Below are 15,253 nucleotides of genomic sequence, written 5' to 3' on the forward strand. Positions count from 1 at the left end.
GGCCGGGTAAGCGTAAGCGCCACCCGGCAATTCATCACTTACAATTTCGCAAACACCCGACGTGCAGCGTCGATGGTGTTATTGATATCGTCTTCGCTATGCGCGACAGACATAAAGCCAGCTTCAAAGGCGGACGGCGCCAGGTAAACACCTTCATCCAGCATCATATGGAAGAAGCGCTTAAAGCGTTCAACGTCGCAGGACATCACGTCCTGATAGCAGGTCACGGTTTCTGCGTCAGTGAAGAAAATCCCGAACATCCCACCGACATGGTTAACCACCAGCGGAATATTTGCTTCCTGAGCGGCTTCCAGCAGACCTTCCGCCAGACGCGTCGTCAGTTCGTTCAGCGTCTCATGAATCCCCGGCTGGGCGACTTCATTCAGACAGGCAAAACCTGCCGCCATCGCAATTGGGTTACCGGACAGCGTACCCGCCTGGTAAACCGGACCGGTTGGCGCCAGGGCATCCATCACATCACGACGGCCGCCAAATGCGCCGACGGGCATGCCGCCACCGATGATTTTACCCAGACAAGTCAGATCCGGTACTACGCCGTAATAATCCTGCGCCCCCGCCAGTGCGACGCGGAAACCGGTCATGACTTCATCGATGATCAACAGTGCGCCAAACTCATCACACAGCGCACGCAGGCCCGGCAGGAATTCCGGCAGCGGCGGGATGCAGTTCATGTTGCCGGCAACCGGTTCAACGATAATACAGGCGATTTCCTGCGGATACTGTTCGAATGCCGCACGTACTGAGGCAAGATCGTTATAGGTGCAGGTCAGGGTATGTTTTGCGAAATCTGCCGGAACCCCCGGAGAGTTAGGCTGACCCAGCGTCAATGCCCCAGAACCGGCTTTGACCAGCAGGCAGTCAGCATGACCGTGGTAGCAGCCTTCAAATTTGATGATTTTATCGCGCCCGGTGAAACCTCGCGCCAGACGGATCGCGCTCATTGTGGCTTCGGTACCGGAGTTCACCATACGTACCATGTCCATGGTCGGCACGAGCTCAGTGACCAGCGCCGCCATTTTTACTTCCATCTCGGTCGGCGCGCCGAAGCTTAAACCACGCTCTGCCGCTTCAATCACGGCATTGCGAATTGCCGGGTGGTTATGACCCAGCACCATCGGCCCCCAGGAGCCGACATAATCGATATAGGCTTTACCATCGACATCATACAGGTATGCGCCGTCCGCTTTTTCAATAAACAGCGGAGTACCACCCACGCCAGTAAAGGCGCGAACGGGGGAGTTAACGCCGCCGGGGATAAGTTCGCGTGCTGCGCTGTAGAGATTTTCAGACTTACTCATGGATGGGGTCCTGGTTCGTAGAAAAAGTAAATGCCCGCTATTCTAGTTATTCAGAGAAGGTTATGAAAGTTTTACGCAATTGAAACAATGCGATTTGCAGGGGATTTTCGTGAAATGTGCGAGTAGAATGCCGATTCCGTATTTGTATTACCAATTAATGATCATCTGATGAAGACTGACTCTCCCTCTTTTGAAGCACAACAAATTGTGCGTTTACGCCGCAGGGATCAAATCCGTCGACTCCTGGAACGAGACAAAACGCCGTTGGCGATCCTGTTGATGGCCGCAGTTGTCGGTACCGTGACGGGACTGGTTGGCGTGGCATTTGAAAAAGCGGTGACCTGGGTACAGAACCACCGCATTGGCGCGCTGGCTCAGGTTGCGGACCATGCCATTCTGCTGTGGCCGCTGGCGTTTATTCTCTCCGCGCTGCTGGCGATGGTCGGCTATTTTCTGGTGCGTAAATTTGCCCCGGAAGCCGGTGGTTCAGGGATCCCGGAGATTGAAGGCGCATTGGAAGAATTGCGACCTGTGCGCTGGTGGCGTGTGCTGCCGGTAAAATTTATCGGTGGTATGGGAACGCTGGGTGCCGGGATGGTGCTTGGCCGGGAAGGGCCAACGGTGCAAATTGGTGGCAATATTGGGCGCATGGTGCTGGATATTTTCCGCATGCGTAGCGCCGAAGCGCGGCACACCTTACTGGCAACCGGTGCGGCTGCGGGCCTGTCGGCCGCGTTTAATGCGCCTCTGGCCGGCATTCTGTTCATTATTGAAGAGATGCGACCACAGTTTCGTTATAACCTCGTGTCGATCAAAGCCGTATTTACCGGCGTGATTATGTCGAGCATTGTGTTTCGTATTTTCAACGGCGAGGCCCCGATTATTGAGGTTGGGAAACTCTCCAATGCGCCGGTTAATACGCTGTGGTTGTACCTCATCCTTGGGATTATTTTTGGTTGCGTCGGGCCGTTGTTCAATACCATGGTGTTGCGTACCCAGGATATGTTTCAACGCTTCCACGGTGGTGAAATTAAAAAATGGGTGCTGATGGGCGGCGCGATCGGCGGCCTGTGCGGGATCCTCGGTTTGATTCAACCTGAAGCGGCAGGCGGTGGATTTAATCTGATCCCGATTGCCGCTGCGGGCAATTTCAGCGTGGGCCTGCTGCTGTTCATCTTTATCGCCAGGGTTATCACCACGCTGCTGTGTTTCTCTTCCGGCGCGCCTGGAGGGATATTTGCCCCGATGCTGGCATTAGGCACATTGCTGGGAACGGCATTTGGCATGGCTGCAGCGGCCTCTTTTCCGCAGTATCATCTGGAGGCGGGGACGTTTGCTATTGCCGGGATGGGGGCATTGCTGGCCGCTTCAGTGCGTGCGCCGTTAACGGGCATTGTGCTGGTGCTGGAAATGACGGATAACTATCAGCTCATTTTGCCAATGATTATTACCTGTCTTGGCGCAACACTATTAGCCCAGTTTATGGGTGGAAAACCGCTATACTCGACTATCCTTGCCCGCACACTGGCAAAACAGGAAGCGGAGCAGGCGGCAAAAAGCCAGAGTACCGCCACGGGCGAGAATACTTGAACGAAATACCAGGGTATTAGATAATGGCCTCAACCATTGGGTTATAATTTGCCCAATTGCCATTGTCGTTTGGAGCAAAATATGAGTGATGACGTAGCGCTGCCACTGCAATTTACTGAAGCAGCAGCCAATAAAGTAAAAAGCCTGATCGCAGATGAAGATAACCCAAATCTGAAATTACGCGTGTATATCACCGGCGGTGGTTGCAGCGGTTTCCAGTACGGTTTTACCTTTGATGATCAGGTAAACGATGGTGATATGACCATTGAGAAGCAAGGTGTTGGTCTGGTGGTTGATCCGATGAGCCTGCAGTATCTGGTAGGCGGTGCGGTTGATTACACCGAAGGTCTGGAAGGTTCTCGCTTTGTTGTGACTAACCCGAACGCCAAAAGCACCTGCGGGTGTGGTTCCTCTTTCAGCATCTGATTGCTGTCTGTAATACCGACGGTCTGATGGTGTAGGCCCGGTAAGCGTAGCGCCACCGGGCAATGTGCCGGATGGCGGCGTAAACGCCTTATCCGGCCTACATGTTCTGCATCGTCACATCAACGTCCGTTATCATCCAGCGCAAACGTCGGCAGTTTCAAATGCCAACGAATAGCGGCAAGCCGAATCAGCAGGGTAACGGCCATCCCCATCATACTGGCGTTTTCCAGCGACACATTAAAGGTATAAAACGCGGTGGCGTGGACGATCCCGCCAATGATGCATGCCGTAGCATAGATTTCGGTACGCAAGATCATCGGCACTTCACGTGCTAACACGTCGCGAATAATTCCGCCGCCTACACCGGTAATGACCCCCATACAAATTGCCACCAGTGGTCCGGTTCCTGCGAGAAACGCTTTATTCACGCCAATACCCACGAACACCGCCAGACCCACGGCATCCAGCACCGGAAGTATCCATTTCGGTAAACGTCTTGGCTGGCGCACCAGCACGATCGTCAACATACTGGTGATCATCGCCACCACCAGATCTGTGGGATCTTTAACCCAGAATACGGGGCCGTGATCCAGCGCCATATCGCGGATCGTACCGCCACCGACGGCGGTTACCACGCCTAAGACCAGAACGCCGAAGGGGTCCATACGCAGTTTTCCGGCCAGCAATACGCCAGAGATAGCAAATACCGCGGTACCGACAATATCCAGCCAATAGACGAGCATTTTTAAATCCTCACAACAAACCTGGTGGGGGCAGGCGCTAATTTACTTGTGAAAGCGCATTACAGAGTTGTTTTGCGGCGAGGATAATACGCGGGCTCGCGCGTTCAAACCAGTCACTATCAAGCGTAATAACCGGGATTTTAAGCTGATTTCCCCAGTATTGCTCAATTTTAAGAGTTTCGCCCGAACCGCCGGTCGCAACAATTGCCTGAGGGGCTCTTGCCAGGACCTGTTCGCGGCTGACCTGCGGCCATGGAACCCGGCTGCCGGAAAAGATGTTTTCTCCACCACAGACCTCAAGAACCTGGTTTTGAATGGAACCTTTTCCACTGGTAAACAGAGGATTTGCGCCAAACTGGAGAAACACACGTTTTTTCGGTTTGTTGGCATACTGAGATTTTAGTAAAGCATACTCATCAAGCAAGGTTTGGGCTGCCTGTTTTGCCTGTTCAGGCTTGGGGCTCCATGGCGCAAGTTGACGCAATGCATCAGCGACCTGCTCGATGGTGACGGCATCGACCCAGATGACCTTAATGCCCAGAGCGGTCAGTTGATTAACCTGCCGCTCAGCATTCCCTCCACGCCAGGCAATAACCAAATCGGGTTTGAGCGCCACAATACGTTCCAGGTTCATGCCTTGCCAGGTTGAGACCTCTTCAATATTTTTGGCCTCGGGCGGGTAGTTTGAATAGCTGCTGACGCCAACGGGAGTAATACCGGCGGCAAAGGCCAGTTCAGTGTTGGCTGGAGAAAGCGAAATAACACGCGGCGCGGCGTAAAGCCACGCCGGAAGAGTGAAAAGCAGGGCGACCAGCGCCCTGAAGATGTATTTAGCCATGTGCCAGTTTCTGCACCAGCGTTTCAACCATCAGGCTTGACTGTTTCGCGGCAACGACCAGGAACTCGTCAAAGCTGAGATGGGACTGCTGATCGGCAACGTCAGAGATAGCGCGAACGACAACAAACGGCACGTTAAAGTTGTGACACACGTGCGCAATTGCGGTTGCTTCCATCTCAACGGCAATCGCCTGTGGGAAGTTATGCTTAATTTTTGCCAGGCCAACGGAACCGTTAATGAAGGCATCGCCGCTGACGATCAGTCCACGGACGGCGTTCAGATTGAGTTCGGCAATGCAGGATTCCGCTGCAGCAATCAGTGCCGGGTCGGCTTTAAAACCGGCCGGGCAGCCCGGTAGCTGGCCAAATTCATAGCCGAATGCGGTGACGTCAGCGTCGTGATAGCGCGCTTCGTCAGAAACCACGATATCACCCACTTTCAGCGTAGAAGCCAGGCCACCCGCTGAACCGGTATTGATGATGGCATCTGGCTTGCAGTGTTCAAGCAGCAGCGTAGCGCCCAGCGCCGCAGCCACTTTACCGATGCCTGATTTCAGTAGCGCAACCTCAGTACCGTTCAGTTGGCCGGTGTAAATTTCACAACCGCCAAGAGCGATTGTCTGACGGTTTTCGATTTTGTCACGCAGCAGCGTAACTTCTTCTTCCATTGCACCAATGATGCCGATTTTCATAGATTTACTCGCGATAAGCCAGATTTGAGGGCATAGTCTATCATGCGCTTAAGGGGTAGCGCATTTCTCAGGCGGGAGAGGACATGGCACAGATCGATTTCCGAAAAAAAATAAACTGGCATCGTCGTTACCGTTCGCCGCAGGGCGTGAAATCTGAGCATGAGATCCTGCGCATTTTCGAAAGCGACCGCGGACGTATTATCAATTCTCCGGCTATTCGCCGACTGCAGCAAAAAACCCAGGTCTTTCCGTTGGAGCGTAATGCGGCGGTACGTACGCGTCTGACGCACTCGATGGAAGTTCAGCAGGTAGGGCGTTATATCGCCAAAGAGATCCTCAGCCGACTGAAAGAGCAAAAGCTGTTGGAGCAGTACGGCCTGGATGAGTTGACCGGTCCCTTTGAAAGCATCGTCGAAATGTCCTGCCTGATGCATGACATCGGCAATCCGCCGTTTGGTCACTTTGGCGAGGCAGCGATTAATGACTGGTTCCGCCAGCGACTCTATCCGGCTGATGCTGAAAGTCAGCCCTTAAGCGACGATCGCTGCCTGGTGTCTGCGTTACGTTTGCGTGAAGGTGAAGAGTCGCTCAATGATATTCGCCGCAAGGTACGTCAGGACCTGTGCCATTTTGAAGGCAATGCGCAGGGCATTCGGCTGGTGCATACCCTGATGCGCATGAACCTGACCTGGTCGCAGGTGGGGGGGATTTTAAAATATACGCGCCCGGCATGGTGGCGTGGAGGTACACCGGCAACGCATAACTATTTAATGAAGAAACCGGGATATTACCTTTCCGAAGAATCGTATATTGAGCGGTTACGTAAAGAATTATCCTTAGCGCCTTACAGTCGCTTTCCATTAACCTGGATTATGGAAGCAGCGGACGACATCTCTTATTGTGTGGCTGATCTGGAGGATGCTGTTGAGAAAAGAATCTTCAGCGTCGAGCAGCTTTACCACCATCTGTATGAGGCGTGGGGGGAGCATGAAAAAGGTTCCCTGTTTAGCCAGGTTGTTGAGAACGCCTGGGAAAAATCTCGCTCAAATACATTAAGCCGCAGTACGGAAGATCAGTTCTTTATGTATTTACGCGTTAACACGCTGAATAAGCTGGTACCGTACGCCGCTCAACGTTTTATTGATAATTTGCCGCAAATTTTTGAGGGGAGTTTTAATCACGCTTTATTAGAAGATGCCAGTAGCTTCAGCCAGTTGCTTGGGGTATATAAAAATGTAGCGATAAAACATGTGTTTAGCCATCCAGATGTAGAGCAACTGGAATTGCAAGGCTATCGGGTTATCAGTGGGCTTCTGGAAATCTACCAACCACTGTTAAAAATGTCATTATCCGACTTTAGCGGACTGGTTGAACACGAAAGATTAAAACAGTTCCCTATCGAATCACGATTATTTCAAAAGTTGTCTACCCGCCATCGTCTTGCTTATGTTGAGGCGGTCAGTAAAATAATGCCGGGTAGTGCCGGGTTCCCGGTCATGGAATATTATTATCGCTGCCGTTTAATTCAGGATTATATCAGCGGGATGACTGACTTGTATGCCTGGGATGAATATAGACGGCTGATGGCGGTAGAACAATAAATACTCATTTGTAAAGACTGACAATAAAATTTTACTTTTTCCTTAAACTTCATTCTGGAACTTAGCGCTATAAAACGACTCTGAGGTATACAGCAATTTTGCGTGACCTGTTAATCGAGAACGAAACACATGAAAAAAACCACATTAGCAATGAGTGCACTGGCTCTGAGTTTAGGTTTGGCGTTGTCCCCCCTGTCTGCAACGGCGGCTGAGACAGCGTCTTCAGCAACAACAGCCCAACAGATGCCAAGCCTGGCCCCGATGCTCGAAAAAGTGATGCCATCGGTGGTGAGTATTAATGTCGAGGGGAGCACGACGGTCAATACGCCGCGCATGCCGCGTAATTTCCAGCAGTTCTTCGGGGATAATTCTCCGTTCTGCCAGGACGGTTCTCCGTTCCAGAGCTCACCGTTCTGCCAGGGCGGTGCTCCGGGCGCTGACAACGGCGGCGGACAGCAGCAGAAATTTATGGCGCTGGGGTCTGGCGTCATCATTGATGCCGCGAAAGGGTATGTTGTGACCAACAACCACGTGGTCGATAACGCTACGGTGATCAAGGTTCAACTGAGCGATGGGCGTAAGTTTGACGCGAAGATCGTCGGAAAAGATCCGCGCTCTGATATCGCGCTGATCCAAATTCAGGATCCGAAAAACCTGACGGCAATTAAGCTGGCTGATTCTGATGCGCTGCGCGTGGGTGATTACACTGTAGCGATTGGTAACCCGTTTGGCCTTGGTGAAACGGTGACTTCAGGTATCGTTTCTGCACTGGGGCGTAGTGGCCTGAATGCCGAAAACTACGAGAACTTCATCCAGACGGATGCGGCGATCAACCGCGGTAACTCTGGTGGTGCGCTGGTTAACCTGAATGGCGAGTTGATCGGGATTAACACCGCGATCCTCGCGCCGGACGGCGGCAACATCGGGATCGGTTTTGCTATCCCAAGCAACATGGTGAAAAACCTGACTTCGCAGATGGTTGAGTTCGGCCAGGTTAAACGCGGTGAGCTGGGTATTATGGGGACTGAGCTGAGCTCTGAGCTGGCGAAAGCGATGAAAGTGGATGCCCAGCGCGGGGCATTCGTCAGCCAGGTTATGCCGAACTCTTCTGCAGCGAAAGCCGGTATCAAAGCGGGTGACGTGATTACATCACTGAACGGTAAACCCATCAGCAGCTTCGCTGCCCTGCGTGCTCAGGTTGGCACCATGCCAGTGGGTAGCAAAATTAACCTTGGCCTGCTGCGCGACGGTAAGCCGGTAACGGTGAACCTGGAGCTGCAGCAGAGCAGCCAGACTCAGGTTGATTCCAGCTCTATCTTCAAAGGCATTGAAGGCGCGGATATGAGCAACAAAGGCCAGGACAAAGGTGTCGTGGTGAGCGATGTGAAACCGAATTCGCCGGCGGCACAGATTGGCCTGAAGAAAGGGGATGTCATCATTGGTGCTAACCAGCAACCGGTGAAAAACATCGCGGAACTGCGCAAAATTCTCGACAGTAAACCGGCTGTTCTGGCGCTGAACATTCAGCGTGGTGATAGCTCTATCTATCTGTTGATGCAGTAATCCCTCAGAACCCCTTCCCATATCAGGGAAGGGGTTTCTTTTTGTGATACCTACCACAACTCCATACTTCTCTCTTCTGCTTTGTGCATTTGCACAATGTCGCAGCCTGTTTTCTTCCCTATGCTTGAGCACTGCTCACAGGAGGGCTTTATGGCTGGCTGGCATCTCGATACCAAAATGGCGCAGGATATCGTGGCGCGCACGATGCGCATCATTGATACCAACATCAACGTAATGGATGCCCGTGGGCGGATCATCGGCAGCGGCGATCGTGAACGTATTGGTGAATTGCACGAAGGTGCGCTGCTGGTGCTCTCACAGGGCCGGGTAGTCGATATTGATGATGCGGTAGCGCGACACCTGCACGGCGTGCGACAGGGAATAAACCTGCCGCTGCGGCTTGAAGGCGAAATTGTTGGCGTTATTGGTTTAACCGGTGAGCCGGAGCATTTGCGTAAGTACGGTGAACTGGTGTGTATGACCGCCGAAATGATGCTGGAGCAGTCGCGTTTGATGCATCTGCTCGCGCAGGACAGTCGTCTGCGCGAAGAACTGGTGATGAACCTGATTCAGGCTGAAGAGAACACCCCGGCGCTGGTGGAATGGGCGCAGCGGCTAGGTATAGATCTGAACCAGCCACGTGTGGTAGCGGTGGTGGAAGTCGACAGCGGGCAGCTTGGTGTAGACAGCGCCATGGCTGAACTACAGCAATTACAAAATGCGTTGACGACACCAGAACGAAATAACCTGATTGCGATTGTTTCACTGACTGAGATGGTGGTTCTGAAACCCGCACTGAATCAGTTTGGCCGCTGGGATGCAGAAGATCATCGTAAGCGTGTTGAACAGCTGATCGCCCGTATGAAAGAGAACGGACAGCTACGCTTTCGCGTATCGCTGGGCAACTATTTTACCGGGCCGGGCAGCATTGCCCGCTCGTATCGTACCGCACGTACGACCATGATGGTCGGTAAGCAGCGCATGCCGGAAAGCCGCAGCTATTTTTACCAGGATTTAATGTTGCCAGTGCTGTTAGACAGCCTGCGTGGTGGCTGGCAGGCTAATGAGCTGGCTCGTCCGCTGGTACGACTGAAAGCGATGGATAACAATGGCTTGCTGCGGAGGACATTAGCGGCATGGTTTCGCCACAACGTACAGCCGCTGGCGACCTCAAAGGCGCTATTTATCCACCGCAATACGCTTGAATATCGCCTGAATCGTATTTCAGAACTTACCGGGCTGGATTTGGGTAATTTTGATGACAGACTGCTGCTGTATGTGGCGTTGCAACTGGATGAGCAGCATTGATTAATTGCCCGATAAGCGTTGCGGCATCAAGCAAAATGCCGGGTGGCGGCTTCACCTTAACCCGGCCTACGAATACATCCACTCGCAGTTATTTGCGCGTCAGTTTTTCCAGATCGGCTTCAATTTCGCTGATCTTATTGGTCACGACGCTTTCCAGATGACGTAAATCATCGAGGATTTTGCGTTTAAGATCGACTTCACTGCGATCGCGCTGGCAGATCTGATCCAGCTCGTCGATCACATAGCGCAGGTTTGGACTGATCTCCTGCACCTCTTTGTAACCCTGACCGATGCCATCAGCGACCACTGTTTTACGTTGACGGGGATATTTGAACTTCACGCTCTTGGCAAAAAACTCGCCTTTATCCTTTTGGAAATAGATTTTCAGGATATCGTTGTTGGCTTCTTGCCGCAGGCTGTAACGATCGATCTCTTCAGGATTAGTAATGCCCAGACTTTTCAGATTGTCATACATAGCGGTACCCTTAAGCTCACTATAACCATTGAATAATTAACGAAAAGCCTTGTTTATGCCACTCGCAGATGTAAAAAAAGCGGGCTAAGCCCGCTTTTTCAAATTGCTGTTAGTCGATGGTACGCAACAGTTCGTTGATACCCACTTTGCCACGCGTTTTGGCGTCGACTTTCTTCACGATCACCGCGCAGTACAGACTGTATTTGCCATCTTTCGACGGCAGGTTGCCGGAAACGACAACAGAACCCGCCGGTACGCGGCCATAATGCACTTCGCCGGTTTCACGATCGTAAATACGGGTGCTCTGACCGATATATACGCCCATTGAGATGACGGAGCCTTCTTCGACGATCACGCCTTCCACGACTTCAGAACGCGCACCGATAAAGCAGTTATCTTCGATGATGGTCGGGTTTGCCTGTAATGGTTCCAGCACACCGCCGATGCCAACGCCGCCGGACAGGTGAACATTTTTACCGATTTGCGCACAAGAACCTACGGTGGCCCAGGTATCGACCATCGTACCTTCATCGACATACGCACCAATGTTAACGTAAGACGGCATCAGCACGGTGTTACGGGCGATAAATGCCCCCTGACGCACGGCCGCAGGCGGAACCACGCGGAAGCCTTCTTTCTGGAAGCGTGCTTCATCGTAGTCAGCAAATTTCATCGGCACTTTATCGAAGTAGCGGCTTTCCGCACCGTCGATAACCTGATTATCGTTAATACGGAAAGAGAGCAGGACCGCTTTTTTCAGCCACTGATGGGTGACCCACTGGCCGTCAATCTTTTCTGCGACACGCAGTGCACCGGAATCCAGTAAAGAAATAACCTGATTAACCGCTTCACGGGTTACGGTATCCACATTTGCCGGAGTGATGTCGGCACGACGCTCAAAAGCGGACTCAATAACGTTCTGTAACTGCTGCATTGTTAAACTCTTTCCATAATAAATAAAAACATTACCCTTTATCGTTTGGATTGAGGGCCTCTGTCAACCGTTGATGTACTTCCTGCTGCAGCTCATTATTAAGGGCACGCCGGTCGGCGGTGGCGATTATGAATAAATCTTCTACTCGTTCGCCAATAGTTGTAATTCGGGCGCCATGCAGCGAAATTCCCAGATCGGCAAAAATCTGCCCGACTCGCGCCAGCAGGCCTGGTTGATCGAGTGCGATAAGTTCGAGGAATGATTTACGGTCGGTATGGGTCGGCAAAAAAGTAACCTCGGTATCGACGGTAAAGTGGCGTAATTTTGCCGGTTGACGGCGCGGCTGCGGCGGCTGCCAACTGCGTTGAGTAATAGCTTGTTCCAGCCCAAAACGGATCGCTTCGTGCCTGTCTGACGACAGCGGACTGCCGTCCGGCTCCAGAACGATGAACGTATCCATCGCCATGCCGTCACGGGTGGTGAAAATCTGTGCATCGTGAACGCTAAGATTACGTCTGTCCAGCTCGGCGCAGACGGCGGCAAACAGGTAAGGACGGTCCGGGCTCCAGATGAAAATCTCCGTTCCGCCTCGCGTTGCCTGCGGGCTGAGTAAAATGAGCGGTTTGCTCAGATCGTGCTGCAGCAAATGGCGCGCATGCCAGGCCAGCTGATTTGGGCTGTGGCGCACGAAATAGTTGGCGCGACAGCGTGACCAGATATGGTGCAGCGCTTCTTCGTCAATGTTGTCCATTCGCAGCAACGCGAGCGCCTGAAGCTGATGATGGCGCACACGCTCGCGCATATCCGGGGTATTTTGCATTCCACGACGCAGCTGTTTTTCCGTGGCGAAGTATAATTCGCGCAGCAGGCTTTGCTTCCAGCTATTCCATAGCGTTTCGTTTGTGGCGCAGATGTCGGCGACGGTCAGGCAGACCAGGAAGCGCAAACGGTGCTCCGTTTGTACTTCTTCGGCGAATTGCTTAATCACCTCCGGGTCCTGAATATCACGGCGCTGAGCGGTTACCGACATCAACAGATGCTGGCGCACCAGCCACATGACCAGATTCGTTTCGCGAGAGTTGAGTCCGTGTAATTCGGCGAACTTGAGTACGTCCTGAGCCCCCAGAATAGAGTGATCGCCGCCACGACCTTTGGCGATATCGTGGAACAGCGCAGCAATCAGAATGAGTTCCGGTTGACGCAAGCGCGGCCACAGATCCACACACAGCGGATGGCGCTGGCGGGTCTCTTCCCTGGCAAAACTTTCCAGTTTCAGCATCACGCGGATAGTGTGCTCATCCACCGTATAAGCATGAAACAGGTCAAACTGCATTTGACCGACAATATGTGACCACTGCGGCATATAGGCCCATAACACGCTGTGGCGATGCATTGGCAGCAGACCGCGACTCACTGCGCCCGGATGGCGCAACATGCTGAGAAATAGCGAGCGTGCTTCCGGAATGTAGCACAGCGGTTGAGTTAAATGACGGCGGGCATGACGCAAATGACGCAGTGTGGTGGAGTAAATTCCGGTGATCGCGCTATTGCGTACCATGATGTAAAACATCCGCAAAATGGCCTCGGGCTCGCGGATAAACAGGTCGTCATTGCGCAGGTCAATCAATGTGCCACGTAGCTGAAAGTCATCATCAATTGGGCGCGGTTTTTCATCGGCTGGCAGGGCGAGGATCGCCTCGTCAAACAACTGGAGCAGCATGTGGTTCAGTTCACTTACTCGCCGTGTGACCCGGAAATAGTCTTTCATCATCCGCTCGATCGGCTCATTGCCTTCACCGCCATAATTGAGGCGTTGAGCCACGCTGAGCTGTCGATCAAACAGCAGACGGTTGTCGTAACGGTTCACGATCAGATGCAATGCGAAGCGGATCCGCCACAGAATATGCAAACATTCATTCAGTTCGGCGCGCTCCGCTAGCGTCAGGAAGCCGAAGCCGACCATCTCATCCAGCGACGTGGCACCAAAATGACGGCGGGCGACCCATTGCAGGGTGTGGATGTCGCGTAGCCCACCAGGACTGCTTTTGATATCCGGCTCCAGATTGTAGCTGGTGCCGTGATAGCGCTGGTGGCGTTGATTCTGTTCTTCTACTTTGGCTGCGTAAAATTTATCGGATGGCCAGAAACCTTCGCTGAAAATATGCTTTTGCAGTTCAAGGAACAGCGCGACATCGCCAATCAGCAGCCGTGTTTCAATCAGGTTGGTGGCGACGGTTAAATCTGACAGTCCTTCCAGCAGACACTCTTCCAGCGTACGCACGCTGTGTCCTACCTCCAGCCGCACATCCCACAATAGCGTTAATAACTCGCCGACTTTCTCCGCCTGCGCGTCAGGCAGCTTTTTACGGCTAAGGATCAGCAGGTCAATATCGGACAGTGGATGCAGTTCACCACGCCCGTAGCCGCCAACGGCAACCAGCGCCAGATCGGCAATCTGACCGAAACCTGCTTCAATCCACAGGCGCTGCAGCAACTGGTCAATAAATTCGGTGCGGGCTTCGATTAACTGTTCAGCGGAAATTCCGCTGTCAAAAGCTTCCCCCAGCCAGTGCTGGAAATTATCGATATGGGCTTTAATGCCGGTACAGTTGAGGTCGTGCCGTGGCCATGTCCCTGGGTTTTGCGGTTGGCCAGGCAGGGTGGGGAGGGCAGTATTTGCGTGCTGTTCAGGAAGAGTATTCATTGTTACCACCCATTAAAAAGCCGGATGACGCTTACGCTTATCCGGCCTACGGGAGAGTGCCATTTGTAGGCCTGATAAGCGACAGCGCCATCAGGCAATAAGTTATTCGTCGTGCGTAATAATCGCTGGGATGGTGTCATCCTTGCGTAACGTCAGAATTTCACAGCCGTTTTCCGTTACCACAATAGTATGCTCGTACTGAGCAGACAAGCTGCGATCTTTGGTTTTCACCGTCCAGCCATCTTTCATGGTGCGGATACGGTAATCACCGGCATTCAGCATCGGTTCTACGGTGAAGGTCATGCCCGGCTGCAGTACCACACCGCCGTCGTCTGCATCGTAGTGCAGAACCTGAGGTTCTTCATGGAAGCCGCGACCGATACCGTGGCCGCAGTATTCACGTACCACAGAAAAGCCTTCGCCTTCTGCGTATTTCTGAATTGCAGCACCCAGGGTACGCAGGCGAATACCCGGTTTTACCATGCGCAGTGCCAGATACAGGCTTTCCTGCGTTACGCGGCACAGACGCTCGCCAAGAATGGTAGGTTTACCGACGATAAACATTTTGGACGTATCGCCGTGGTACTCGTCTTTAATCACGGTGACGTCGATGTTGACGATGTCGCCGTCTTTCAGGTGCTTAGCGTCATCCGGGATCCCGTGGCACACGACTTCATTAATAGAGATGCACACGGATTTCGGATAACCGTGATAACCCAGGCATGCGGAAATCGCCTGCTGTTCATTCACGATGTAGTCGTTACAGATGCGATCCAGCTCGCCGGTGCTCACGCCCGGTTTGATAAACGGTTCGATCATCTCCAGCACTTCGGCTGCCAGACGGCCAGCGACGCGCATTTTTTCGATTTCTTCAGGAGTCTTAATTGAGATAGCCATGAATTCTGTCCATCAGTGTCGATTATTTCGACAATAATTGTGTAAGTGTCGTCAATGGTATCAGTCCCGCATACATGCTGCCAAATTGAGAATCATTCTGAACTTCGCCTTTCGTGCCACAGGTGCGTTGGCTACATTTTTTCACCCCAGTCACTTACCGGCCG

General features: G+C 52.6%; 13 protein-coding genes and 1 pseudogene. 6 read left to right on the top strand and 8 right to left on the bottom strand.

Annotation, left to right across the window (positions count from 1 at the left end; all coding sequences use genetic code 11):
- Positions 1 to 38: 38 nt before the first annotated feature.
- Positions 39 to 1,319: a glutamate-1-semialdehyde 2,1-aminomutase gene (hemL, locus tag FDX19_RS14415; RefSeq protein ID WP_137383237.1), complete on the bottom strand. Its 1,281-nt coding sequence runs from the start codon at positions 1,317 to 1,319 to the stop codon at positions 39 to 41.
- A gap of 168 nt (positions 1,320 to 1,487) precedes the next feature.
- Between hemL and clcA the strand changes: the two genes are divergently transcribed.
- From clcA to erpA, 3 genes and pseudogenes are all read left to right on the top strand, one after another.
- Complete coding sequence (gene clcA, locus FDX19_RS14420; protein ID WP_137383238.1) at positions 1,488 to 2,909, top strand: H(+)/Cl(-) exchange transporter ClcA; 1,422 nt, start codon at positions 1,488 to 1,490, stop codon at positions 2,907 to 2,909.
- 23 nt (positions 2,910 to 2,932) lie between these two features.
- A pseudogene (gene yadW, locus FDX19_RS25335) lies at positions 2,933 to 2,998 on the top strand (small protein YadW).
- Complete coding sequence (gene erpA / locus FDX19_RS14425; RefSeq protein ID WP_003018581.1) at positions 2,991 to 3,335, top strand: iron-sulfur cluster insertion protein ErpA; 345 nt, start codon at positions 2,991 to 2,993, stop codon at positions 3,333 to 3,335. The pseudogene yadW and the gene erpA overlap by 8 nt, the downstream one beginning before the upstream one ends.
- A 119-nt stretch (positions 3,336 to 3,454) precedes the next feature.
- On the opposite strand, the gene FDX19_RS14430 is transcribed toward erpA, so the two are convergent.
- From FDX19_RS14430 to mtnN, 3 genes are read right to left on the bottom strand one after another with little or no spacing between them, the layout of a single operon-like run.
- Positions 3,455 to 4,078: a TRIC cation channel family protein gene (locus tag FDX19_RS14430; protein WP_137383239.1), complete on the bottom strand. Its 624-nt coding sequence runs from the start codon at positions 4,076 to 4,078 to the stop codon at positions 3,455 to 3,457.
- A 37-nt stretch (positions 4,079 to 4,115) separates the two neighbouring features.
- Entirely contained in the window at positions 4,116 to 4,916 is an 801-nt protein-coding gene (btuF, locus tag FDX19_RS14435) for a vitamin B12 ABC transporter substrate-binding protein BtuF (RefSeq protein WP_137383240.1), read from the bottom strand.
- Complete coding sequence (gene mtnN / locus FDX19_RS14440; protein ID WP_137383241.1) at positions 4,909 to 5,607, bottom strand: 5'-methylthioadenosine/S-adenosylhomocysteine nucleosidase; 699 nt, start codon at positions 5,605 to 5,607, stop codon at positions 4,909 to 4,911. The genes btuF and mtnN overlap by 8 nt, the downstream gene beginning before the upstream one ends.
- An 83-nt stretch (positions 5,608 to 5,690) precedes the next feature.
- Between mtnN and dgt the strand changes: the two genes are divergently transcribed.
- The 3 genes from dgt to cdaR all read left to right on the top strand — a co-directional run bounded on the left by dgt (position 5,691) and on the right by cdaR (position 10,079).
- Positions 5,691 to 7,208: a dGTPase gene (gene dgt, locus FDX19_RS14445; protein ID WP_137383242.1), complete on the top strand. Its 1,518-nt coding sequence runs from the start codon at positions 5,691 to 5,693 to the stop codon at positions 7,206 to 7,208.
- 129 nt (positions 7,209 to 7,337) lie between these two features.
- Positions 7,338 to 8,771, top strand: coding sequence for a serine endoprotease DegP (gene degP / locus FDX19_RS14450; RefSeq protein ID WP_005132129.1), 1,434 nt, complete (start codon positions 7,338 to 7,340; stop codon positions 8,769 to 8,771).
- Between the two features lie 150 nt (positions 8,772 to 8,921).
- Entirely contained in the window at positions 8,922 to 10,079 is a 1,158-nt protein-coding gene (cdaR, locus tag FDX19_RS14455) for a DNA-binding transcriptional regulator CdaR (RefSeq protein ID WP_005132128.1), read from the top strand.
- Positions 10,080 to 10,167: 88 nt separating this feature from the next.
- On the opposite strand, the gene FDX19_RS14460 is transcribed toward cdaR, so the two are convergent.
- The 4 genes from FDX19_RS14460 to map all read right to left on the bottom strand — a co-directional run bounded on the left by FDX19_RS14460 (position 10,168) and on the right by map (position 15,089).
- Positions 10,168 to 10,554: a DUF3461 family protein gene (locus tag FDX19_RS14460; RefSeq protein WP_005132126.1), complete on the bottom strand. Its 387-nt coding sequence runs from the start codon at positions 10,552 to 10,554 to the stop codon at positions 10,168 to 10,170.
- Positions 10,555 to 10,663: 109 nt separating this feature from the next.
- A complete protein-coding gene (gene dapD / locus FDX19_RS14465; RefSeq protein ID WP_039030312.1) occupies positions 10,664 to 11,488 on the bottom strand; it encodes a 2,3,4,5-tetrahydropyridine-2,6-dicarboxylate N-succinyltransferase in 825 nt (274 codons plus the stop codon).
- Between the two features lie 31 nt (positions 11,489 to 11,519).
- A complete protein-coding gene (glnD, locus tag FDX19_RS14470) occupies positions 11,520 to 14,192 on the bottom strand; it encodes a bifunctional uridylyltransferase/uridylyl-removing protein GlnD (RefSeq protein ID WP_137383243.1) in 2,673 nt (890 codons plus the stop codon).
- Between the two features lie 102 nt (positions 14,193 to 14,294).
- Positions 14,295 to 15,089, bottom strand: a complete 795-nt coding sequence (gene map / locus FDX19_RS14475; RefSeq protein ID WP_137383244.1) for a type I methionyl aminopeptidase — start codon at positions 15,087 to 15,089, stop codon at positions 14,295 to 14,297.
- Positions 15,090 to 15,253 lie beyond the last annotated feature (164 nt).

Source organism: Citrobacter sp. wls619 (assembly GCF_005281345.1).
Classification (GTDB): Bacteria; Pseudomonadota; Gammaproteobacteria; order Enterobacterales; family Enterobacteriaceae; genus Citrobacter.

Bases quoted from the DNA above. Each gene is read 5' to 3' on its own strand.
- dgt (WP_137383242.1), top strand. From the start codon at position 5,691: ATGGCACAGATCGATTTCCGAAAAAAAATAAACTGGCATCGTCGTTAC.
- glnD (WP_137383243.1), bottom strand. From the start codon at position 14,192: ATGAATACTCTTCCTGAACAGCACGCAAATACTGCCCTCCCCACCCTG.
- degP (WP_005132129.1), top strand. From the start codon at position 7,338: ATGAAAAAAACCACATTAGCAATGAGTGCACTGGCTCTGAGTTTAGGT.
- btuF (WP_137383240.1), bottom strand. From the start codon at position 4,916: ATGGCTAAATACATCTTCAGGGCGCTGGTCGCCCTGCTTTTCACTCTT.
- FDX19_RS14430 (WP_137383239.1), bottom strand. From the start codon at position 4,078: ATGCTCGTCTATTGGCTGGATATTGTCGGTACCGCGGTATTTGCTATC.
- cdaR (WP_005132128.1), top strand. From the start codon at position 8,922: ATGGCTGGCTGGCATCTCGATACCAAAATGGCGCAGGATATCGTGGCG.
- map (WP_137383244.1), bottom strand. From the start codon at position 15,089: ATGGCTATCTCAATTAAGACTCCTGAAGAAATCGAAAAAATGCGCGTC.
- hemL (WP_137383237.1), bottom strand. From the start codon at position 1,319: ATGAGTAAGTCTGAAAATCTCTACAGCGCAGCACGCGAACTTATCCCC.
- clcA (WP_137383238.1), top strand. From the start codon at position 1,488: ATGAAGACTGACTCTCCCTCTTTTGAAGCACAACAAATTGTGCGTTTA.
- FDX19_RS14460 (WP_005132126.1), bottom strand. From the start codon at position 10,554: ATGTATGACAATCTGAAAAGTCTGGGCATTACTAATCCTGAAGAGATC.
- mtnN (WP_137383241.1), bottom strand. From the start codon at position 5,607: ATGAAAATCGGCATCATTGGTGCAATGGAAGAAGAAGTTACGCTGCTG.
- erpA (WP_003018581.1), top strand. From the start codon at position 2,991: ATGAGTGATGACGTAGCGCTGCCACTGCAATTTACTGAAGCAGCAGCC.
- dapD (WP_039030312.1), bottom strand. From the start codon at position 11,488: ATGCAGCAGTTACAGAACGTTATTGAGTCCGCTTTTGAGCGTCGTGCC.